The following is a 20642-nucleotide window of genomic DNA, read 5'->3' on the forward strand; positions in this document are numbered from 1 at the left end:
ACGGGTCGCGTGGGCGACCCGGTCGTTGCACTACGGGTGCGAAACCTGCAGAAAGATGCGCTGCCTACGGGTTACACCGGCATGGCGTGACGCAGGATCAAAAGTTGTAGGTGATCCCCAGGCTCACGACATCGCCATAGGCATCGGCCTTGCCGTCCAGGGTTGCACCCCCAAGGCGATCCTGGTTATGGGTTTTCAACTTGGCTTTTTCCACGAACTGGTGGGAGTAGGAGCCGTCGATGCCCAGACCTGGAATAGCCCTGATTTTGTAACCAAAGCCCAGCGAGGTGAAGATCCGGTCGCCATCCGGGATACGAGGGTCGCGGGTGGAGTTACGGGTAGGCGTCTGGTCCGTCGCAACACCGGCGCGTAACGTGAAATCATCGGTGAGCTTATAGTCGCCGCCGAGGGAGACCATCCAGACGTCCTTGTAGTTGTAAGGGATGGCGACGATGGTCGACCCCTCGGACTTCAAGGTCAGGTTTTTGAATGAAGACCATTGGGTCCATAGCACACTGGCACCGAGGGTAAAACGATCATTGAACTGGTGCACCCAATCGATCGCTGCGCTGGCAGGAACGTCCAGTTGGGCGCTGGCTTTACCGCTCATCTGAAGGTTCAGACCTGGATACAGAATGCCCGGCAATCCTGCGTCAATCAGGCCCTGGGAGCCTTCGTCAGCGTAGATGTTGTATTTACCTTCGAGTTTGTTCTTGATCTTGGCGTGGTAGTTCAAACCCAACGTGTCTTGTGGGGTTGGCTTCCAGGCCAGGCCGGCGAACCAGCCCACCGAGGTATTGTCGACTTTGACCCGCATCAACGAATAGCCTATGCCCGCCGGGAATGGGATCGAGTTCGGGGCAAGCGCGGCAGCGGCATAGAGGTCAACGTTCTGGCTGACGAACCCTTTGGTGTGCTGAACAATCGCACCACCGCCAATGGAAAACTCATCGTTGACCTTGAACGAAAGCGACCCGGTCAACCCAACGGTTTCGATACGCGTGTCAACCGCGAAATCCCTTCCTTTCCAGTCATTGTCCCAGGTAGTACGCGCACCCATGGGCACAACCTGGCTGAGACCAAAGGCGAAACGGTCACCGATGGGCATGACCATGAATCCGGTCGGCACCCAGGCGGTAAAACCGCCTTGTCCTCCATCACCTTCACGGGGCACGGAGTTGAACGCAAAGGTATCGGGGTCAACGGTCGTTGACGAAGTGGGATTGCCCGCATAGTCCCTGGCGGTACCCTTGTAGTGGATATTGATCCGCGCGTAGTCGATGTTGAACTGCGAGATATTGTGATCAATGAACGCCATCGCCGCCGGGTTGTTATAGGCCGATGACGGATCATCCTTAAACATCGAACCACCACCGAATGCACGGCCCCAGCCTTCCGCCCCGAACGTCGGAGTAGAAAACCCACCGGCTTGCGCACTCCCCGTAATCACCATCAGGCCGCCGATAACAGCCAGACTCATTAACGTGCGTGCGTGTGTTTTCTTATTATTCATGCCCGTTTCCTTCTTGTTGTATTGCACCCTTGCGACCTGTTCAAACAAGTGCCTCTCGCGAGGCACTTGCCAGTGTCAACGTGTGATCATCACGTCAAGTACTCAGCGTACTTATGGGCTGACGGTAAACGCCGGAGTTGGTACAGCGGTGAGGGCGGTAATGGTGCAAGCGCCCACGGTTTGAGGCGTAGAGATGCCAAGCGTGTTGGTGGAGTTCTTCCAGTTGACTGCGATGGTTACCGGTGTAGCGCTGCAGTCGGAGGCGATTTTGAATTTCACACCCGAAACAGTGCCGGTGAACGCGTCAGGACCTGTGCCAGCGACGGTCAGCGGCCATGGCAAGTTGCTCAACACCGGCACAGCGCACAACGGGTTGGAACCGCTGACCGTGGCGCCAGTAATCGAGGCGCCCGCGCCACCACTGGCCACGGTACCGGTGAAGATAATGTTGCACGTGACCGGGATATTCAGGGATGCCGGTGACTTGACGGTGATGGAACCCGCAGTGGTAAAAGCGGCGCCGGCAGGTGCAATGGTCGCCGCATTGGCCATCGAAACGGCACCAAAGCAAAGAGCGAAAGAAGTTGCACAAACGAGGGTTTTCAAACTTTTCATTGTTTTTCCTCACATGTAATGGCGAGTCATTCGCCAGGGGGTAATGGCCATGAACGAGAGGTCACGGTGAAACTGCAGAACTTCCCTTTCCAGCCAAATCTCAATTCAATTACCGCTGCACGTTATTCAACAACTTTGAAATTCGGCGGCATCTTGATCGACACCGTCTTGATCTTGCAGTCTTCGCCGATCGGTACATTGGTGGCTTCCAACTTGCCGGTGGCGTTGTCCCAGGTGCCATTCGCCGTAGAAGGCCCGCACTTGCCACCCAGGCCGAAGGCGTGAACATCAACGCTGATATTCGACATGGAACCGCTCCGGGTGTCCTTGGCGATCAATACCCACGGCAAGTTGATGGCTTCGACCCGGCTGCACTTGAGGCCGCCGTCGAATTCAACTTTATCGACATTCACCGAAGTACCATCCGCCGCGACCTTGCCGGCCACCTTGATGGTGCAATCGGCGCTGATCAGCGCGCCTTTGGAGAAGCTGATCGGGCCTTGGGCCGTGAAGGCACTGCCAGCCGGTTCGATGCGGGCCGCCTGGGCCTGGTGGTAGGCGATCAGGCCCAGCGCAGCCAATAGAATATGGGCGGTGAACTTGGCAGGTGTTTGCATGGTGTACGTCCTTCCCTTTAATTATTGTTGTTCGGGTCAAACCACTTCCTCGGGGCGATAACGTCCTGCGCGGCATGTAAGGCCCCGAGTACACAACTTACAGTTACTGCATGTCAGAACGGCTTGGCGCTGTTGCTGTACTTCTCCAGATACTTCAAACGCTGTGACGGCTGAAGATTGGTCAGGGTGATATCCCCGGCGTAATGATTGAGCACCCGATGATCCATGCGCCGGCGCCACAAGTAAGGCACGTACGCCCAGACAATCATGCTTGCGTAACCGTAGGGCAGTTGCGGCGACTCATCAAAGTGCCGCAACGACTGATAACTGCGCGTGGGGTTGGCATGGTGATCGGAATGCCGTTGCAACTGGAACAAAAAGATATTGGTCACAATCCGATTGCTGTTCCAGGAGTGACGCGGCGAACAGCGTTCGTATCGACCATTGGGCAACTTCTGGCGTTTAAGGCCGTAGTGTTCGACATAGTTCACCACTTCCAGCAGCGAGAACCCGTAGATGCCCTGGACAATCAGGAACGGAATCACTGCGACACCCAACCACGCAATCATCGCGCCCCACAGCACCACGCTGTACATCCAGGCGCTGAGTACGCCGTTCTTCCAGTGCCAGGCCGGCAGGCCGAGTTTGCGCAGGCGCTCGCGCTCCAGGTTCCACGCTGACTGCGCGCTGAACCACACCGAGCGCGGCAGGAACGCCCAGAAGCTCTCGCCCAGGCGTGAGCTGGCCGGATCTTCCGGCGTGGCGACGCGCACGTGATGGCCACGGTTGTGTTCGGTGTAGAAGTGCCCGTAGAAGGTCGGCGCCAACGTAACCTTGGCCAGGAACACTTCCAGGGCGTTGGGCTTGTGCCCCAGTTCATGGGCGGTATTGATGGCGATGCCAGTAGCGGCGCCGGTCGACATGGCCATGCCCAGATAGGTAAACCAACTCGGTGCGCCGTGCAGTTGCGTGCGGTCGGTGATGTAACTGGCGGCGTGGACCAGCCCGTTGGAGGGGTCAAGGTTGGCGGTGGCGTGCAGCAGGCCACCCTGGATGATCCACTCGATACCGCCGGCGGCCAGCCAGCCGGTGATGATCACCGACGAGATGACGAACAGCACGCCGGTGTAGACGATCCAGCGGTAGTAGCGTTGGGTTTCCAGATGGCTGACGGCGGACTCGGGCGGGTTGCTCACGTCTTCGCCAAGCAGGCCGTCGATCAGCGGGATCAGGCCGAAGATCACCAGCACACCGACCCACCACAATTGCTGGACACCGGTAACAATGGCCAGAGAGCCGGACAACAGCGGCGTGGCCAACGGCATGATGCCCAACCACCAGAGGTGGCGCTTGCCATCGGTCCACACACTTGGCGCTGCCAGAGTCTGGTTCATGGCAGCCTCCTTGGCAGGGAGGTGGAAAACAGGTTCAGGGAGCGCTGAAGACTCCAGGAAATCAACCATGCGATAAAAGACGTTTTTTTCATTTTTATTCGCTCTTAGGCATTTCAAAAATCATTTCAAAACAAACATTGAAATATTTTTTTAAATAAATAACGCGGAATCGTTAGGTCGTCAACTACTTTTTCGAAGCCTTTTTGACGTGACCGAACAGTCTCTTTTTCTGCCGTTTGGTCAGGTCTCTAGGGCAGGCATTTGCGACATCCAAACCCGCAATCAGGGCCACGATTATTTGTTCGCCAGGGCAAAGGGCGGATGCAGGACCGTGGCCGTTTGCGCCGGACGCGCCCGCTTGGCCACGCTCAGCACCGCCTCGACCACCCGCGCCGTGGCGGTGATCGGCAGCATATGGCCGCGCCCTTCCACCAGTTGCAACTTGAGGCCTGGCACTTTGTCGGCAAGGGCCTGACCGTGCTGACGGAAGTCCAGCACCTTGTCCCGCGCCCCGTAGATCAGGCCGATGGGCAGGGTCAGTTGCGGGTAGCGCTTGACCATGTCCGGCAGGAAGTCGTTGACCAGCGCAATCTCGCTGGAGGCGGCATAGAAGTTGTCCGGACGCATGCCCAGCAGCCCGCCGCCCTGGGTGGCGAAATCTTCGGGGGCGGTGTCCGGCGCAAACACACCCTTGACCACCGAACGCCGGGTCAACAGGCCCATGGGCACGGTGAGTGTGTGGGCGACCCAGCGTCGCAGCCAGGCCGGTCGCACCGCCAGCGACCAGAACACCAGCGGCAAGGTGGGTTGGGGATGGGTCAGCGGCGCCACCAGCACCAGGCCCGAGACTGCAGCGGGATGATCCAGGGCCAGGGCCAGGGAGATCGCCCCGCCCAGGGAATGCCCCAACACCAAAGGTTTATCCAGGCCCAGCACATTGATAAACGCCGCGATTTGCCGCGCCTGGGCCGGCAGGTCGGCTGCCGTGCCTTTACGCCGGGTGGAATAACCCGAGCCCGGACGGTCCAGGGTGATTACCCGAAAATGCTCACGCAATTGGCCGGACAAGGCATAGGTCAGGTTGCGACTGCTGCCCATCAAGCCGTGAATCATCACCAGCGGTGGGCCCTTGCCCTCTTCTACATAATGAAAGCGCTCGCCATCGACCTCCACGAAGCGCCCGTTGATGGGAACAGCGGCTTCGATACGCCGTGTCATCCAGGCGCTGAAACCCCATAACACCGCACTTGCGCCCGCCGCAGCGGCAACCCACTCCACAGCCATAGCTCGGTCCTCTGCTTCCCTGCTGCTGGCGACCCGACCGGAATTGGTCAAGGCCTCAGCCACCGTCCACACCCTGGACCTGGACCTCGTGCATACCGTGCTCGTCCGTCGGACAAGTGGCGCATACCAAACATGGTCCTAGCGTAGGCGATATTTTCAGGTAGATTATTTAAAATCTTTTTTAAAATAATTAATTCAATTTTCCTTTGCAATGGTGTTTTATCTAAAAGACAAAACAAAAACAGGAGCACATCCGATGCCCACCAAGGACAGCCTATGAATGCCCACAGTGAATCCATCGACATCGCCATCATCGGCTCAGGCTTTGCCGGCCTGTGCATGGCCATCAAGCTCAAGGAGGCCGGTTTCAGCGACTTCTTTATCGCCGAGCAGGCCGACACCCTCGGCGGCACCTGGCGGGACAACCACTACCCGGGCTGCGCCTGTGATGTGCAGTCCCATGTGTATTCGTTTTCCTTTGCGCCCAACCCGGACTGGACGCGGCAGTTCGCGCCGCAGGCGGAAATCCGCGCCTACCTGGAGCAATGCGCCAGGCGCTTCGAATTGGCGCCTTACCTGCGTTTCAACAACGGCCTTGAGCGCGCAGTGTTCGATGAACAACAGCAACGCTGGCAATTGAGCTTCAGCGATGGCCGGCATGTGAGCGCACGGGTGCTGGTATCGGGCATGGGCGGCCTGTCACGCCCGGCGTTGCCGCAGATTCCAGGCCTGGACAGCTTCAAGGGCAAAAGCTTTCACTCCCAGCAGTGGGACCACGACTATTCCTTGAAGGGCAAGCGCGTGGCGGTGATCGGCACTGGCGCCAGTGCCATCCAGTTCGTGCCGCAGATCGCCCCGCAGGTGGCCCACCTGGACCTGTTCCAACGCACGCCGCCGTGGATCATGCCCAAGCCTGACCGGACGATTTCAGTCTTCGAACGCTGGCTGTTCAAGCACCTGCCTTTTACCCAGCGCCTGGTACGCAGCGCCTTTTACTGGGCGCTGGAAGGTCGCGTGGTGGGCTTCGCCCTGCACCCACGGCTGATGAAAATGGTGCAGAAAATCGCCCTGCGCCATCTGCACAAACAAGTCGCCCGCCCTTCCCTGCGCAAGACCCTGACGCCGGACTACACCATCGGCTGCAAGCGCGTGCTGATCTCCAACGATTATTACCCGGCGCTGTCGCGCAGCAATGTCGAGGTGGTCACCGACCGCGTGCTGCGCGTCGAAGCCGACGGCGTGATCACCGCCGACGGCATCAAGCACCCGGCCGATTGCCTGATCTTCGGCACCGGCTTCCAGGCCACCGATCCCCTGCCACGGGATTGCATCATCGGGCGCGACGGGCTGGACCTGATGGACACCTGGCGCGACGGCGCCCACGCCTACAAGGGCACCACGGTGCCGGGCTATCCCAACCTGTTTTTGATCGTGGGGCCCAATACCGGCCTGGGGCACAACTCGATGATCCTGATGATCGAGGCGCAGGTGACCTACATCCTCGACGCCCTCAAGCAGATGCAGCGCCAGCGCATCGCCACGGTGGACGTCAAGCCGGCGGTGGAACAGGCCTACAACCGCCAACTGCAAGACCAGCTCAAGCGCACCATCTGGAACACCGGCGGTTGCCAGAGCTGGTACCTCGACCCGCGTACCGGCAAGAACACCACCCTGTGGCCCGGCTCGACATGGCGCTTCAAGCAGGTCACGCGACAGTTTGCGCTCAAGGACTATGTAGTCGAACGGCTACCGCTCCATACACCCGCCCATCCCGCAACCGCACCCCATTCCACCGCAGAAGGCAGCCTGTCATGAAGTCATTCAACGGTCGCGTGGCGGCCATCACCGGCGCGGCATCCGGCATGGGCCGTTCATTGGCCCTGGCTCTGGCGCGAGAAGGTTGCCACCTGGCGCTGGCGGACAAAAACGCCTCGGGCCTGGAGCAAACCCTGACGCTGATCAAAACCTCCACCCTGTCGCCGGTCACGATCACTACCCAGGTGCTGGACGTGTCCGATCGCCAGGCCATGGAACAATGGGCGGCTCGCTGCGTGGCGGAGCACGGCCGGGTCAACCTGGTATTCAACAATGCCGGGGTGGCGCTCTCCAGCACCGTGGAAGGTGTGGACTATGCCGACCTGGAGTGGATCGTCGGCATCAACTTCTGGGGCGTGGTCCACGGCACCAAGGCGTTCCTGCCTTACCTGAAAGCCAGCGGCGATGGTCATGTGATCAACACCTCCAGCGTGTTCGGCCTGTTCGCCCAACCGGGCATGAGCGGCTACAACGCCACCAAGTTCGCCGTGCGCGGTTTCACCGAAGCCCTGCGCCAGGAGCTGGACCTGCAACGCTGCGGCGTGTCCGCCACCTGCGTGCACCCCGGCGGCATTCGCACCGACATCTGCCGCAGCAGCCGCATCGACGCGAACATGACCGGCTTCCTGATCCACAGCGAGCAGCAAGCCCGCGCCGACTTCGAAAAACTCTTCATCACCGATGCCGACCAGGCCGCCAAAGTGATCCTGCAAGGCGTGCGCAAAAACAAACGCCGCGTGCTGATTGGCCGCGACGCGTATTTCCTCGACCTGCTCGCCCGTTGCCTGCCCGCGGCCTATCAAGCGTTGGTGGTGTTCGCCAGCAAGCGCATGGCGCCCAAGCAACCCAGGCCGGTATTTGAAACCAACGACGAACCCCGTCTCTGAACAGGAGCACGCACTATGCTGCCTATCCGCCGCGACGTCCGTTTTGCCCTGCCCGCCGAGCGCATCACCAACTGGCACGAACAGGGCCCGTTCATCACGCATTTTTTCAATGCCCTGTCGCTGCTGTTTCCCCAGGGCGAGCTGTTTTTCATGGACAGCGTGCGCCACTACCGCCAGCGCGTGGAGGACCCGGCGCTGAAAAAAGAGATCCAGGGTTTTATCGGCCAGGAGGCCATGCACAGCCGCGAACACGTGGCCTACAACGACCTGATGCAAGCGGCAGGGCTGCCGGCGCACACCCTGGACCGTCGCCTCAAGTTCATCCTCGACTTGCAGAAAAAACACTTTCCGCCGGCGTTCAATCTGGCGATCACCATTGCCCTTGAGCACTACACCGCGATGCTTGCGGAAATCCTGCTCAGCGACCCGTCACGCTTCGGCGATTCACTCAAGGGTTACCAACAGATGTGGTACTGGCACGCCCTGGAAGAAACCGAACACAAGGCCGTGGCGTTCGATGTGTGGAACACCGTGATCAAGCCAGGGCCCAAGCGCTATCTGCTGCGCACCGGCGCCATGCTGACCACCTCGGTATTCTTCTGGCTGGTGGTGCTGGATTTCCACGTGCGCCTGTTGATTGCCGACCGCAAGGCCGGTGGGCACCTCAAAGGCTTCTGGCGCATGCTGAAATTTCTGTATGGCCCCAAGGGAGTCTTCCCACGCATGCTGCGGCCGTGGTTGCACTACTTCAAACCCGGCTTTCACCCTTGGGACCACGATAACCGCGCGCGCCTGGCGGGTATCGACGATTTGATCGAGGACATCGAACAGACCCAGCGGGGTTACTAGACCTGCGCCAAGGTTTCACGCTCGCGCACAAAGCCTTCCAACTGATCGCCTGGCAGTGCCTTGCTGAAATACCAGCCTTGGATAATCAACTCAGGGCCGGTGTTCAGAAAGGCCAACTGCTCGGCGGTCTCCACCCCCTCCACCACTACGCCCAGGTTCAGCGCTTCACAGAAACGCAGCATGCCGGTCAGTACCTGGGCGCCTTTGGGATCGTGCTGGGCCACCACAAAGCTGCGGTCGATCTTGATGAAGTCCACCGGAAACTGGTGCAGGTAACTCAAGGCTGAAAACCCAGTGCCAAAGTCGTCGATATAGACCTTGGCGCCGATGGCTTGCAATTTCTGGATGTTCTGGCGCGTGGCCGGGATATCGCTGATCAGCGCGTCTTCGGTGATCTCCACCGATACCTGCCCGTGGGCCTGGGCGAGGATTCCCACCAGGCGCTCGCCGTAGGCGGCGTCGGTCAGGGTGGCGCTCGAAATATTGATGGTCATCGGCAGGGCGAAGCCGAGTTTTTGCCACTTCTGGTACTGACGAACCGCCTGGGACGCCACCCATACGTCCACATCCGGCATCAACCGCGCCTGAGCCAGCCACTGCAGGAATTCCCAGGGCGAATGCACCGTGCCTTGGGCATCGCGGGCGCGCATCAACGCTTCGCAGCCGGTACACAGGCCGGTGCGGGTCGAGACCTGTGGCTGGAATTCGAGGTAGAACTCGTAGTCGCTGATCTGCTGGATATGGCTCAGTTCATTGGCCTGGCGTGCGAAGGTCTTGTGAGACACCAGCACCGGGTCCAGTTCACGTAACCGGCCTTTTTCTTCAAGGCCACGGAAGGTCATGTCCAGGGATTTGAGGTAAACCGTGCCCCCTTCAGCGGCCTGGCGATGGATTGCGCGTACGTACGGCGCGTACACCAGGGTGCCCAGGGCCAATAGCGCCACTTGCAGCACGACTGCCGCCAGATCGCCGTGGGTACTCAGGTAGGCGTTGAGCAATATCGGAGAAGTGAAAGGCACGCTGGCTACCGCCGGGGATACCCACCCCCACCCCACTACGGTCAGCGCTACCATTGCGTTCAGCGCGGGAACCACCAGAAACGGAATGAACAAACGTGGATTGAGGATGATCGGCAGGCCAAACAACAGGACTTCACTGACGTTGAACAGTGAGAGCGGCAGACTCGCCACAGCCAGCAGGCGCATGGACTGGCTCTTGGAAAACAACAGGATGGCCACCAGCAAACACAACGCGCCGCCCGAGCCGCCGATAAACGCGAAACTGCCCAACAGGCCGCTGTTGAGCACATATTTAATCGGTTCACCGGCGGCCAGCGCGGCGCCGTTGAGCACCACGGCCTGGTCCAGGACGTCGAACAGCGGCTGCATGGCGTACACGCCGTGAATCCCGAAAAACCACAACAGCGAGTTCATCAGGGTGACAAACAAACCGCTGCCGTAGGGCGACGCCAGGGCTTCAATCACCTGTGGCCCCTGCAACTGCGCCACATAAGGGATCTGCAGCAACAGGGACAGCAGCGCCACCAGCGCCAGAGCGGTGATCGCTCCCGGCACGACCATATTGATCGTACCCCGCAGGTTGTGCCCTACCAGGTCTTCATTGATCAGGCGGGTCCAGCGATAGCGGTACAGCCAGGCCATGGCCGGCACATTCAGCAGCGGCGAGGCAATGGCGATAAACAGAACGAACGTGGCAGAAGCGCGGGGGTATTCACGCAGGATAAAAGTCGCAATCACCACTTGGGCCAGGCACAGGAATGCCACCGGTAGCTGGGGCAGGCGGTATTGGATCGCCAGCATGTAACCGATGGAAGCAGCTACCAACAGCGGAATCACTGAACTGATCTGATTGTGCAGCCCTGCGAGGAAGGCCACGACCTGCGGATCGAAGCCCAGCACCCGCGCACATTCGGACAGGATCAGAAAACCCGCCGACACCAGCAGGCACGGCAGGATCCACAGCAGCCCTTCGCGGATTGCGCGCAACGACTCGGTGCTGGCCAAAGCGGCCAGGCGCTGGGTAAAGAAAAGTTTGAACAGCGTTTGCGCCATGACCCGTCCCTCAGCCCATCGCCGTCTGCCCCTGGAAGGCAGGGCCCGAAATACCGGGGCTAACGCTACACGTCCTGGCACCGGGAGCGAAAGCCTTTTGCCATGTCTCGGGGTGAAATTTCAGCACTGTTTTCAATTGTTGGATTTTCTGGCCTGGACCACGCCCGGAATCTGCTTCAATACCCGTTATCTCTGTGCTCAATCCGCACAAAGCTCGCCCCAGGCCAGAAAAACGAAGCCTGATCCCACCTGATTTGGAGCACGCCCTTGTCAACACCTGGCGATAATCACCAGCTCGCGCTGGACCGTTTCTTGAACGAACACCCCGATGTGGCCGCAGAACTGAACACGTTGAACCCGCTGGCAGCCCAGGCCAAAGGCGAAACCCAAGCCCAGTACCGCGCCGAGCGGCTGCATGAAGCCTTCGAAGCGGAAGCGGAACGCCAGGGTTTGTTTGCCTGGGAGTTGACGCTCAAACTCACCGCAGACTCCCCCGAGGCCTTTGAGGCGCAGCGCCTGGAAGTGCACAAGGAAGTGGCGCAGATGGCCGGCCTGACCTGGGTCGAATACTGCAAGCTGCATGACTTGCCCGGTTGATACGCCCACTAAAGAAACCAGGAGCGCCGACGCCCATTGATGGCTTCACACAGTTCGTCGACCGAAATGGTTCGGTGTTCAGGGTCCGCGGTCAGCGCAGAACGCAACGCCGGCCAGCAACGCCTGGGCAAGTGTCGGGGCCTGGGCAAAAGCTTTTTCAACTGCCCCCCATCGGGACGGCTTCCCTGGGCCAACTCATAGATCACGCAGGCAGCGCCATACAGGTCGGCCCTGGTGGAGAGATTCCCACCCGCCACCAATTCCGGCGCCGCATAGGCGGGTGTCCAGGCGTTCAAACGGCTGCGGCTCAAGGCCGGCAAACCCGCAGCCTGCTGCACCTGCGCATGACCCAAACCAAAATCGAACAAACGCACGCCCTGCTCGCCCGCCATGATATTGGCGGGCTTCACATCGCCATGCAGCACGCCCTGCTGGTGGGTATACGCCAGTGCTTCCAATAGCTGCACGGCGATCGGTTGCAACTCCGGCCACGGCAATCCATCCGGACACGCCTGGAGCCGTCGATCCAAAGTCATACCGTGCAGCAATTCCATGGTGAAGAACGCCACCTGACGCAGGCTGTCGACCTCGAAAGTAAAGGTCCTGACCACGTGATCGTGGCGCAGGCACCGAGTCAGGGCGAACTCGCTGTACAGCAGGACATGGCCATCGGGAGATTCGGCAAGCGTATCGCTCAACAGCTTCAATGCCACCCACGCGCTGGGTTCGCCAAACGCCTCGTGCAGCAGGTCGCGGGCACGGTAGACAACCCCCATACCGCCGGTGCCCAATACCCGTTCAAGGTGATAACGCCCGGCAAGCAGGTTCGGCGGGCCGAAGGTCGCACTCATGGCTGGACCACCACGGCGGTCAGGTCATCCCGCGCCGCGCCGCGCAACACTTGGGCAAACAACCGATCCACCGCCTGTCGGGGCGTCCCCAGACTCAGGGCGCTGCCCAGTTCGCCATGACTGAGCCCCTGATACAAACCATCGCTGCACAACAAAAATACGTCCCCCGGCTGGGTGCTGAGTTCCAGCACTTCCAGGCTCAAGGGCCGCCGGCCGCCAATGGCACGGGTCAAGGCCCGTGCGTCCGGATGAGCCTGAGCCTGTTCCAGGCTCAGTTGCTGCGTGTCCATCAACTGCTGCAACCGGGAATGGTCCCGCGACAACTGGTACAAGCGTCGACCACGCCAAAGGTAGCAACGGCTATCCCCCACCCAAATACAGGCGGCGCGATTCCCGTCGAGCAACAGCGCAACCACGGTACTGCCCATGATGCCCTCGGCGGTGTGTTGCAACGCCGCTCCCATCTGAGTGTCGAGCCATCGCAGGCAACGCCGCACCGCCTCGACACGTTCGTCAAGACAGCCCTGGCCGGGCAATGACGCCAGGCAGTTGATGACCCACTGGCTCGCCCTATCCCCGGCCCGATGACCACCCATGCCGTCGGCTACCGCCCAGCAGCCGTGCTGGGGGCAGTCGAGGAACGCATCCTCATTGCGCGAGCGCGCCTTACCCCGCAGCGTTCGTCCGGCGCTGTCCCTCTGGACACGCAGCTGCCTCACAATTGCTCCGGCAGACGGAACGTGCGCCACGTCGCCAACTGAAACGGGCCGGGGTTGCGTTGGCTGGTGAGCAGGAAGTTGGCGCGCAGGCCAGCCAGATCGGCCTTGAGCAGGTGTGCATCCCGGCCGCTTGCAGGCTCGCTTTGCATCAGGTCGAAAAACCGGAATAACGACCAGGGGCCGGTGTTTTTTTCAATGCCCAGCGGCCGTTCCGCCCCCCGCTCCAGCACCAGGCTGCTGCGGCCATTGTCTGCGTCATTTGGCCAATGAAACGCCATCGGTACGATCGGGCCATGACGGTATTCAAGGTGTTGACCACCAATGCTCAGGATCGCGCGGCTGACGGCCTGATCCAGACTGTAGGGCGCCAGCGTGAAGCGGACCGCCCAGTCCCCCTGTTCTTCAGTAAAAAAACCATGGCGAATCATCTGGGCCTTGGTCAGTTGCTCCAACAGCGAGCGCGACAACGGCAGGCTACGCCCATCCAGGTTCCGCAGACGATAGCGGCCGCCCTCGGCACCGACAAAGGGCCGCAGGTAGCTGTCGTAAAAGCGCGCCATGCCGCCACGAGGTTTGAAAAACTCCTGGAAATCACTCAAGGCAACATCGCTGCCGGCGTGGGCATTGAACGGGTAGCGACGCTGAATCGCCTTGGCGTAAAACCCATACACCTCAGTTTGATAACGTTGATTGACATGCACATAGGCGTCATCAAGCAACAGTCGCCAGCTCTCATCGGCAATGTCGCCAAACCAGCCCTTGAAAGGTTGCGGCAGGCGCACTGCAGCATCACGCACACGGCCCAGCAGCGGCTGCTGCCCTTCCATGCGTTGCTTGACCAGCTTGAACGCTGCCTGCTCCGGCGCGCCCTCGCGGTTCAGCGCCGCCAATTGCAGCTGCCATTCATCCAGCAGTCGCAACGCCTGCATCAGTTCAGCGCCAGGGTTCTGCTCGGCATCCAGCAATTGATGCAAAGGTTCGAATCGGCGCTGCAATGCACGTCGCGCAGAATCAGAGGCCGCCGGTACCGACAGTTGGGTGGTCAGCGCACTGGAGGCCGCCTCTTGAACCGCCTCCCCAACTGCCTGGAGACGATCGCCGGCCGCCGGCAAGCGGGTGTTCTCTCGGACCTGTTGCAACAGTTGCACCAGCGGTGATTGCGCTGACGCCAATCCGGCAAGCCCATCGGCATGCTGCCGGAGGCTGTCGCTGCGCTGCAGGCTGATCCGGCCCAGGGCCTGGCTCCAGGCATCCGCGTACTCGCTGAAATAGCGTTGTTCCAACTCCAGCATCAACTGGCGCAAGTCCATGGCGCTCAGATCGCCGGCCTCCCCAAGCACCCAGTTATCCTGGGCAATTGCGTTGACCAGACGGGGGCCGTGTTTTTCAAAATAGTGCACGTACCGTTTGGTGTAGAAGCCCGGTATCGGCTGGTCGACGGCGCTGAGGCCCGGCCCTTCTGCCAGACGAAGGGGCTCCAGGCTCCTGGCCTGGTCTCGCAGCACTCGATAGACCACATCCGCCAGAGACTCACCTCGTAACGCCTGCCGGGCCTGAGCCACCAGTTCAGTGTTCAGGGGCGCCTGGAAGGGTTGTTCAAGCATCCGCGAGAGGTGTTCGTTCAAACGGCTCTGCGTCGAAGCCTCCCCCGCATACCGGGTGGACCAGTGACCGGCCATGTGCTGTGCCAACCAGGTGGTATCGCGCCGCTCCCGCAGGTTAAGCATCAGGTAGGCCCGCAAAATGTCCAGCAGCCTCTCGCGATCACCAAGACTGGTCCGCACCTGCTCTTCGAGCAGTGTGGTCAACAACGGCAGAAACTGCTGCTGCAGCGCCTCCTCATAGGTGCTGGTCAACGGTGCACGACTCACTTCCCCTTGATACAAGCCAGCCCGCTCCGTCCAACCAACGTCTGCCGCCGCCGGGAAAACACGGGTCGCAGCCAGGCGACTGTCCAGCAAAGGCAGTAACGCCAGGGTTTGGTCCGAATCGGAGGGCGCCGCCGGCAGCGGCTTGAGCAGTTCCGCCAGTTGCATCAAACGCTGGTGGTTGACCCCATAACTATGGGCCCACAGGCCGCCCGCCCCGGCGATGACCAGTACGGCGGTCAACGCCAGCAACCCTTGGCGTTGACGGATGCGTCGTCGCTCCGGAGTCTGCAACCCCGCGAGGTTGGCCTCGGCAAAAATCACCCGGTTGAACAAGCCCTGGACGAAGTGGGAACGCCTGTCGTCAGTCTGTGCGCACGTCAGGTAAAACCCGCGCAATCCGTTGATACGCTGAAAGCGGTGCGCGGAGAACGCAGACTCCACAAACAGAGACAAACGCTCACCGATCTGCGCAGCCTGCCGAGGAAAATCGAGCATCTGGCCACGACGCCCGGCATTGCGTTCCTGGTGCAAGCGCGGGATCAGCTCCGCTGCGAGGCGTTGCAACAGCGCCTCGAACGCTTCGCGCACCTGGGTCATTTCGGTACCGGCAGTGCCGGTGGTCAGCCGCTCCCCCAGCAAGGTGTCGACGCCGTCGCCGTGAGCGGTATCGAAGAACTCGGCGAAACCCGGCAACCGGTCTGCCTGGGTCAGCACCAGATAAACCGGCACGTCCACATGCAGCTTCTGCTGGATGTCCTGCAAGCGACTGTGTACGTGGCGCGCATGCAGGTCCAGGTCGCGCTCATGGCTGCCAAGCAGTGTCTCTATCGCCAGCGTCACCACCACGCCGTTGAGCGGACGCGCCCGGCACCGACCTTTGAGCAAGCCCAGGAACGTCGACCAGCCGGCCCCATCCACTGCGCTATCAGGTTGGGCCAGGTAGCGCCCGGCACTTTCGACAAGTACGGCGGCGTCAGTCAGATACCAGTCAAAATACTGAGTTGCGCCCGGCGCCATCGCCCCGTCCCGATCAAGCGGGAACGGTGAGCCGCAGGCCGCCAGCAATTGGGACTTGCCACTGCCCTGTTGGCCGATCAACAGGTACCAGGGTAAATCGTTGCGCCAACGTTCACTGCGCTCACCATAACGGTGGGAGATTTTCAGCGCGTGCAACGCCTCCTTGAAACGGCCGCGTACGTGTCTCTGCTCATCGTCGATCAACCCCTGGCGTTGATCGCGTGCCTGGTGTTCAGGTTGGTTGATCCGTGCGGTACGACGTGCGCCCACCACAACCATCGCCAATCCCCACACCAGCAAAAGGCCACAGATGCTCAGCAGGCGAGACGTAGCCCCTTGCCAGAACCGGTGGTCGTCCACGGCCAGCAACGGCCCGAAAAACCACACCAGCAGCGCGCTGGCCAACACGATAAACAGGCTCCAGACCCAACTCTTGCGCAGCACTGTGCCCACGCCCTTGAAGAATGCGTTCATTCATTGCTCCCAGCGTTACAAGGACGACCGTGTCTGATCCGGCGCCAAAGGTTGAAAGGGTTGCAGCACCGTCATGCGTTCATTGCCCAGTACCCAGGCAAAACCTGAGTACATCGCCAGCAAACAGACCACCGTGAAGATCACGACCCGGGTAACGGAAATAATGCGCAACCGTGCACCTGCCGCTGGGACAGTCGCCGTTGGCGCAGTCATCGATGGGCGATCACCACGCACGTGCCTGATCTGTCGAAACAAACCATCGCGCACGGTCTCCAGCTGCGACGCTCCACGTTCCAGGACCCGGTATTTGCCTTCAAAACCCAATGACAGGCACAGGTACATCAGCTCCAGCATGGCCAGGTGCTTGACCGGATCACGGGACAGACGCTCCAGCAGTTGGAAGAACTTCTCCCCGCCGAACGTTTCGTTGTGAAAGCGGCTCAGCAGGCTGGTCTTCGACCAGTCACTGCGATTGCCCCACGCGGTCGTCACCACGGCTTCGTCAATCACGCTGCAGAGCACATAGCGCGCCGACATGACCTCACTGTTTTCTGCGCCCTGGTACAAGGCACGTGTTTCAAACGCGGTGATCCCCGAGGACAACCGGTCGTTGAGGCTCTGCAGGCTTTCCCGTCCGGCGTTGCCTTTGAGCTGAACCACCTGCGCCAGGAGTTCCCAGGCGGCGGCCACCAGTGTGTTGGGCCCTATATTGAAGCTTTGTGCCCCTTGCAGGCCGGCGGTATAGATCATCCGGTCTTCCAGGTGTTCGAAGCGCGGGGGCGTAGGGAAATCCGTCAACGCCCCCTGCGCCGGAGCGCGGCCTTCGCGGTCAAGCAGCACGGTTTTTTCGTCCTGCGGGTATTCACTGTCCACAGTCATGGCATTCAGTTCCTGATGGCCCAGAAGTTGAGTTCAAGTTCGGCAAACTCGCCGCTGGCATGAAAGGCAAAACCACCGGATTGCTCCAACTGCGTGATGTCACGGGCGCTGAGTTCGAGCATGAAATAGGTCTTGCCGGCATGAAATGGGATCTGTCGCGGCGCTACCGGCAATGGCTTGACCTTGATACCGGCCAAGTGCAGGTTGACCAGCTCGCGGATGCGCTCCACCGGTCCGATCTTGAGGTGCGCAGGCAGGCGGTGGCGCAACTCATCCGAATCACACTGAGCGGTCGCCGCCAGAATGAATGTCGCCGTGCCCAGCAATTTGAGGTCACTCACCGGGCACACCAGCACACCGTACTGACGCTGTTGCAACACCAGCTCAATGGCATGTTGCTCCAGCACCGACGACAGCACCCCACGCACGCCCGCCATCAGGCCGCGAAAGCTCGCGGCCTGGTCACAATGCCGGTAACACCCTTCCAGCTGCGCACGTTTGCTGTCGGTGGCAAACGTGGACAACTCGCCGAAAACCGCCAGCAACTCCCGATACAGTGCTTCCGGACGCACCTGCGTCTGACCCAGGTAGTGACGCAATACCAGCTCCGTGCGATTGATCAATTGCAGCATCAGAAAATCGCCGACTTGAGCGCCCGATGCTCCGCCATTGCCCTGCATGCGTTCGGCAATCGCATCCCCTCGGGTCGCGAGCAGGCTAAGTACTTCCTTGATGCATGACGATACGTAACCCGAGTGCTGCAGATAGATGAAAGTCGGTACAAAATCCGTGTCCAGCCGCACACCGCCCTCAGGGGTAGAGTCCAGCACCTGGGCAACCTGGAGCTTCACATGGAGCGGGTGACTGGATGGTTCTCCCAGGAGCAATCGCAGGTCCGGTCGCGCGCAATTGATCCGACAACGGGACTCGACTCCGGCGTTGGAATCACCGATCTCCGACTCGCAACTGACGTAGCGTGCCAGCACTTCGCTTTGCTCTTGCCTGCGCACTTCTATCTGATTACCGATGACCAACGGCAACGCCAGGAACACGGGTTGCCCGCCTGTGTTGGCGGGCACCTGCAATACCAGCGGCTCCATGGCTGCGGTCAGCTCGAACAGGCTGCCATCAGGGAAGACACCACTGGCTTGATTCACGACCACTTTGCCCATGTTGAGGTACTGCACGTCGACCTCCAGACTCAGGAATCCCCAACCGTCACTGCCGAGCAAGCGGGTACGGTTGAGCTGCTGATGGTAGTAGCGGTCGTTGTGCTGCAAATGCTGGGGGCGCAGCAGCATGCCTTCCTGCCAGATGACTTTATGAATCTCCATTTCAATCCTCCCTCCTGCTGGTTCGGATACCTGATTCGTCAAGAATCAGGTCGGCCCGTGTCAGCCGTTGCTGGGTCACGGGAAGCACAAACCGCCACTGCACATGAGGCAGGTCCCGATAGGCAGCCACAACGCCGATATAACGACTGTGTGGTTCGACACTGAGCTTGAGCGCCAGCTGTTCACCAGGGCGCAGTTCCAGCTCTTCGCCATTGACCCAGTCCTTGGGTAAGGACTGCTCGGCGCGACTGTAGAGACTGAAGAAATCAGCATTTTCGAACGCCACCGGATGCCGCAGCTCAATCAGGTGCACCACCACTGGCGAGGGACGACCGTGCAGGTCTGGGTTGACGGATTCGCTGGCTGCCAACGTCAGGTCCAGCTTGGTCAAGGTGGAAATGGGTGAGACGCCGGCGCAACCGGCCAACAGCCCCAGAACGACGAGCATTGATACAAAAGGGGTTCGATACATGACCATCATCCTGAGCAAGTCGTATGCAAGGTGGAGACAAGGCGCACCTGCTCTTTGTAGGCGTTGGAAAAATCGTTGCGCAACAGATGCTCACCCGAGGCGGCCTCATCGATCAGACGGCGGTGATGACGTTGGTACGCCCGCCAATGAGCGCCGTCGGTAGAGAACCTGCGCGGCTTACCTTGGCGCTCGAAGCACAGCAGCAGATGGTCGGGTGCAAACGCCGCCAGCGCGCCCCGCATGGCGGCGCGGCAGGCCACAACCAAGGCGAGTTGATGGATTTGGATCTCCCGGCATACCTCGGCAATCGCCAATTCGGCCGAACGCTGGCCCACCTCGGCGGTGCTCAAAAGCGACGCCAAGGTGGCCTGTATATCGGGGCAGTCCTTCAGGGGGTTCTGGCCTTTGAGCGGCGACGTGGCCCAGTCCAGGTTCAATTCACTGTTGAGTTCATCGCGGGTTCGCAGGCTCTGCTGCAACCCTTCGATAGATTGCCTGAACAGCCCCGCCACCTTGATGGCCATGGCCTCGCGACCCACCGTGTCGAGCGCATCCATATCCATGCCCAGCGCGTCACCGAATTGCGACCAGAAGATTTCCGTTGCTGGCGCAGCCACCGCAGGGGGTTGAATACAGGCCTCGCGTGTTCCGGTCTCGGCCCATCTCGGCACAATCATATGATCGCGCTCTACCGCGCCGTGAGAAAACGTGCCGCCCGGCGCCGGAGATCCCCAGGTGTCTGACTCTTCGGACGACGTGCTGTCCGAGGGTTCATGCTCCAACACTTGCAACGGGTCCAGCCCGAGGAAGGCATCGTCAGGAATCGGGTCAGTGCTGGCAAACGCTCGTCGGTCCCGCTTCGAGCCCTGCCCTGTCAACCGTGCGCGAATATCCATCGAACCGACTTGATAGACATCACCTTCGCTGATCAGGCGAGCCTGGCCCTTGAGCAAACGCTCGGTACTGCCCGACACACCAATACCGTTGCTACTGATATCGGTGAGAAAGTACCGGCCCCCCCGGTAACTGACCAAGCCATGTTGACTGGAGAGCAAGCGGCTGGTGTCGGGGATGATCCAGTCACAGCCCGCGCCACGGCCGATCACGCCACCGACGCCGTCAAAAACCTTACCGGCAGGTGGTTCACCGTCCGTGGTATTGCACACCTCTAACACTAACTGCATGGCAGGGTTCCCCAGTTCAATGGCCGCGACGGAGCGCATGGGGATCACCCAGCGGACGGTAGTCGGCATCATCAAAAACGTAATTGGCGTTACAGCCACCCAGTAAACACAGTGCAAGCACCAGGGCTTGCCATGGACGAACAGGCATCAGGTATCTCCACGGAAAGTAAGGCCGGTGACGGCGCAAAAAACCCACAC

At 60.4% G+C, this 20642-nt stretch carries 18 protein-coding genes; 4 read left to right on the forward strand and 14 right to left on the reverse strand.

Annotated elements, in window-relative coordinates; translation table 11 throughout:
- Positions 1-97 precede the first annotated feature (97 nt).
- The 5 genes from IQK56_RS03275 to IQK56_RS03295 form a co-directional block, all read right to left on the reverse strand.
- Positions 98-1513 carry an outer membrane protein transport protein gene (locus tag IQK56_RS03275; RefSeq protein WP_150760686.1) on the reverse strand — a complete coding sequence of 472 codons (1416 nt, stop codon included), beginning with the start codon at positions 1511-1513 and terminating at the stop codon, positions 98-100.
- Positions 1514-1624: 111 nt separating this feature from the next.
- The gene (gene praB, locus IQK56_RS03280; RefSeq protein WP_191632512.1) at positions 1625-2128 is read right to left on the reverse strand and encodes an alkane oxidation protein activator PraB; all 504 of its coding nucleotides are present in this window, start codon (positions 2126-2128) and stop codon (positions 1625-1627) included.
- Between the two features lie 122 nt (positions 2129-2250).
- A complete protein-coding gene (gene praA, locus IQK56_RS03285; protein WP_193863710.1) occupies positions 2251-2745 on the reverse strand; it encodes an alkane oxidation protein activator PraA in 495 nt (164 codons plus the stop codon).
- A gap of 113 nt (positions 2746-2858) precedes the next feature.
- The gene (locus IQK56_RS03290; RefSeq protein ID WP_150760689.1) at positions 2859-4139 is read right to left on the reverse strand and encodes an alkane 1-monooxygenase; all 1281 of its coding nucleotides are present in this window, start codon (positions 4137-4139) and stop codon (positions 2859-2861) included.
- A gap of 294 nt (positions 4140-4433) precedes the next feature.
- Positions 4434-5423: an alpha/beta fold hydrolase gene (locus IQK56_RS03295; protein WP_193863711.1), complete on the reverse strand. Its 990-nt coding sequence runs from the start codon at positions 5421-5423 to the stop codon at positions 4434-4436.
- Positions 5424-5699: 276 nt separating this feature from the next.
- Here IQK56_RS03295 and IQK56_RS03300 point away from each other — a divergent pair, with 276 nt between their 5' ends.
- Genes IQK56_RS03300 through IQK56_RS03310 form a run of 3 tightly spaced genes read left to right on the forward strand, consistent with a single transcriptional unit; the run spans position 5700 to position 8974 of the window.
- Complete coding sequence (locus IQK56_RS03300) at positions 5700-7238, forward strand: flavin-containing monooxygenase (protein WP_193863712.1); 1539 nt, start codon at positions 5700-5702, stop codon at positions 7236-7238.
- Positions 7235-8125: an SDR family NAD(P)-dependent oxidoreductase gene (locus IQK56_RS03305; protein ID WP_112195655.1), complete on the forward strand. Its 891-nt coding sequence runs from the start codon at positions 7235-7237 to the stop codon at positions 8123-8125. The genes IQK56_RS03300 and IQK56_RS03305 overlap by 4 nt, the downstream gene beginning before the upstream one ends.
- Positions 8126-8140: 15 nt before the next feature.
- The gene (locus IQK56_RS03310) at positions 8141-8974 is read left to right on the forward strand and encodes a metal-dependent hydrolase (RefSeq protein WP_122308556.1); all 834 of its coding nucleotides are present in this window, start codon (positions 8141-8143) and stop codon (positions 8972-8974) included.
- On the opposite strand, the gene IQK56_RS03315 is transcribed toward IQK56_RS03310, so the two are convergent.
- Positions 8971-11046, reverse strand: a complete 2076-nt coding sequence (locus tag IQK56_RS03315; RefSeq protein WP_193863713.1) for a PTS sugar transporter subunit IIC/EAL domain-containing protein — start codon at positions 11044-11046, stop codon at positions 8971-8973. The genes IQK56_RS03310 and IQK56_RS03315 overlap by 4 nt on opposite strands.
- Positions 11047-11313: 267 nt before the next feature.
- Here IQK56_RS03315 and IQK56_RS03320 point away from each other — a divergent pair, with 267 nt between their 5' ends.
- A complete protein-coding gene (locus IQK56_RS03320; protein WP_122308560.1) occupies positions 11314-11643 on the forward strand; it encodes a DUF6388 family protein in 330 nt (109 codons plus the stop codon).
- Positions 11644-11651: 8 nt separating this feature from the next.
- Here IQK56_RS03320 and IQK56_RS03325 read toward each other — a convergent pair whose 3' ends face one another.
- Genes IQK56_RS03325 through IQK56_RS03360 form a run of 8 tightly spaced genes read right to left on the reverse strand, consistent with a single transcriptional unit; the run spans position 11652 to position 20592 of the window.
- Positions 11652-12494 carry a serine/threonine-protein kinase gene (locus IQK56_RS03325; RefSeq protein WP_193863714.1) on the reverse strand — a complete coding sequence of 281 codons (843 nt, stop codon included), beginning with the start codon at positions 12492-12494 and terminating at the stop codon, positions 11652-11654.
- Positions 12491-13213, reverse strand: a complete 723-nt coding sequence (locus IQK56_RS03330) for a PP2C family protein-serine/threonine phosphatase (protein ID WP_425274588.1) — start codon at positions 13211-13213, stop codon at positions 12491-12493. The genes IQK56_RS03325 and IQK56_RS03330 overlap by 4 nt, the downstream gene beginning before the upstream one ends.
- Positions 13210-16575, reverse strand: a complete 3366-nt coding sequence (gene tssM / locus IQK56_RS03335; protein ID WP_193863715.1) for a type VI secretion system membrane subunit TssM — start codon at positions 16573-16575, stop codon at positions 13210-13212. The genes IQK56_RS03330 and tssM overlap by 4 nt, the downstream gene beginning before the upstream one ends.
- 15 nt (positions 16576-16590) lie before the next feature.
- Positions 16591-17454 (reverse strand): type IVB secretion system protein IcmH/DotU, encoded by an 864-nt coding sequence (gene icmH / locus IQK56_RS03340; protein ID WP_193863716.1) that lies wholly within the window; start codon positions 17452-17454, stop codon positions 16591-16593.
- Positions 17455-17459: 5 nt separating this feature from the next.
- Positions 17460-18788, reverse strand: coding sequence for a type VI secretion system baseplate subunit TssK (gene tssK / locus IQK56_RS03345; RefSeq protein ID WP_193863717.1), 1329 nt, complete (start codon positions 18786-18788; stop codon positions 17460-17462).
- Between the two features lies 1 nt (position 18789).
- Positions 18790-19260: a type VI secretion system lipoprotein TssJ gene (gene tssJ, locus IQK56_RS03350; protein ID WP_193863718.1), complete on the reverse strand. Its 471-nt coding sequence runs from the start codon at positions 19258-19260 to the stop codon at positions 18790-18792.
- Positions 19261-19265: 5 nt separating this feature from the next.
- Complete coding sequence (gene tagH, locus IQK56_RS03355) at positions 19266-20444, reverse strand: type VI secretion system-associated FHA domain protein TagH (protein ID WP_193863719.1); 1179 nt, start codon at positions 20442-20444, stop codon at positions 19266-19268.
- A 16-nt stretch (positions 20445-20460) separates the two neighbouring features.
- Positions 20461-20592, reverse strand: a complete 132-nt coding sequence (locus IQK56_RS03360; RefSeq protein WP_122308572.1) for a type VI secretion protein — start codon at positions 20590-20592, stop codon at positions 20461-20463.
- Positions 20593-20642: the final 50 nt, after the last annotated feature.

Source organism: Pseudomonas cyclaminis, assembly GCF_015163715.1.
Classification (GTDB): domain Bacteria; phylum Pseudomonadota; class Gammaproteobacteria; order Pseudomonadales; family Pseudomonadaceae; genus Aquipseudomonas; species Aquipseudomonas cyclaminis.

Coding starts and splice junctions, on each gene's coding strand:
- IQK56_RS03275 (WP_150760686.1), bottom strand. CDS start 1,513: ATGAATAATAAGAAAACACACGCACGCACGTTAATGAGTCTGGCTGTT.
- praB (WP_191632512.1), bottom strand. CDS start 2,128: ATGAAAAGTTTGAAAACCCTCGTTTGTGCAACTTCTTTCGCTCTTTGC.
- praA (WP_193863710.1), bottom strand. CDS start 2,745: ATGCAAACACCTGCCAAGTTCACCGCCCATATTCTATTGGCTGCGCTG.
- IQK56_RS03290 (WP_150760689.1), bottom strand. CDS start 4,139: ATGAACCAGACTCTGGCAGCGCCAAGTGTGTGGACCGATGGCAAGCGC.
- IQK56_RS03295 (WP_193863711.1), bottom strand. CDS start 5,423: ATGGCTGTGGAGTGGGTTGCCGCTGCGGCGGGCGCAAGTGCGGTGTTA.
- IQK56_RS03300 (WP_193863712.1), top strand. CDS start 5,700: ATGAATGCCCACAGTGAATCCATCGACATCGCCATCATCGGCTCAGGC.
- IQK56_RS03305 (WP_112195655.1), top strand. CDS start 7,235: ATGAAGTCATTCAACGGTCGCGTGGCGGCCATCACCGGCGCGGCATCC.
- IQK56_RS03310 (WP_122308556.1), top strand. CDS start 8,141: ATGCTGCCTATCCGCCGCGACGTCCGTTTTGCCCTGCCCGCCGAGCGC.
- IQK56_RS03315 (WP_193863713.1), bottom strand. CDS start 11,046: ATGGCGCAAACGCTGTTCAAACTTTTCTTTACCCAGCGCCTGGCCGCT.
- IQK56_RS03325 (WP_193863714.1), bottom strand. CDS start 12,494: ATGAGTGCGACCTTCGGCCCGCCGAACCTGCTTGCCGGGCGTTATCAC.
- tssM (WP_193863715.1), bottom strand. CDS start 16,575: ATGAACGCATTCTTCAAGGGCGTGGGCACAGTGCTGCGCAAGAGTTGG.
- icmH (WP_193863716.1), bottom strand. CDS start 17,454: ATGACTGTGGACAGTGAATACCCGCAGGACGAAAAAACCGTGCTGCTT.
- tssK (WP_193863717.1), bottom strand. CDS start 18,788: ATGGAGATTCATAAAGTCATCTGGCAGGAAGGCATGCTGCTGCGCCCC.
- tssJ (WP_193863718.1), bottom strand. CDS start 19,260: ATGTATCGAACCCCTTTTGTATCAATGCTCGTCGTTCTGGGGCTGTTG.
- tagH (WP_193863719.1), bottom strand. CDS start 20,444: ATGCAGTTAGTGTTAGAGGTGTGCAATACCACGGACGGTGAACCACCT.
- IQK56_RS03360 (WP_122308572.1), bottom strand. CDS start 20,592: ATGCCTGTTCGTCCATGGCAAGCCCTGGTGCTTGCACTGTGTTTACTG.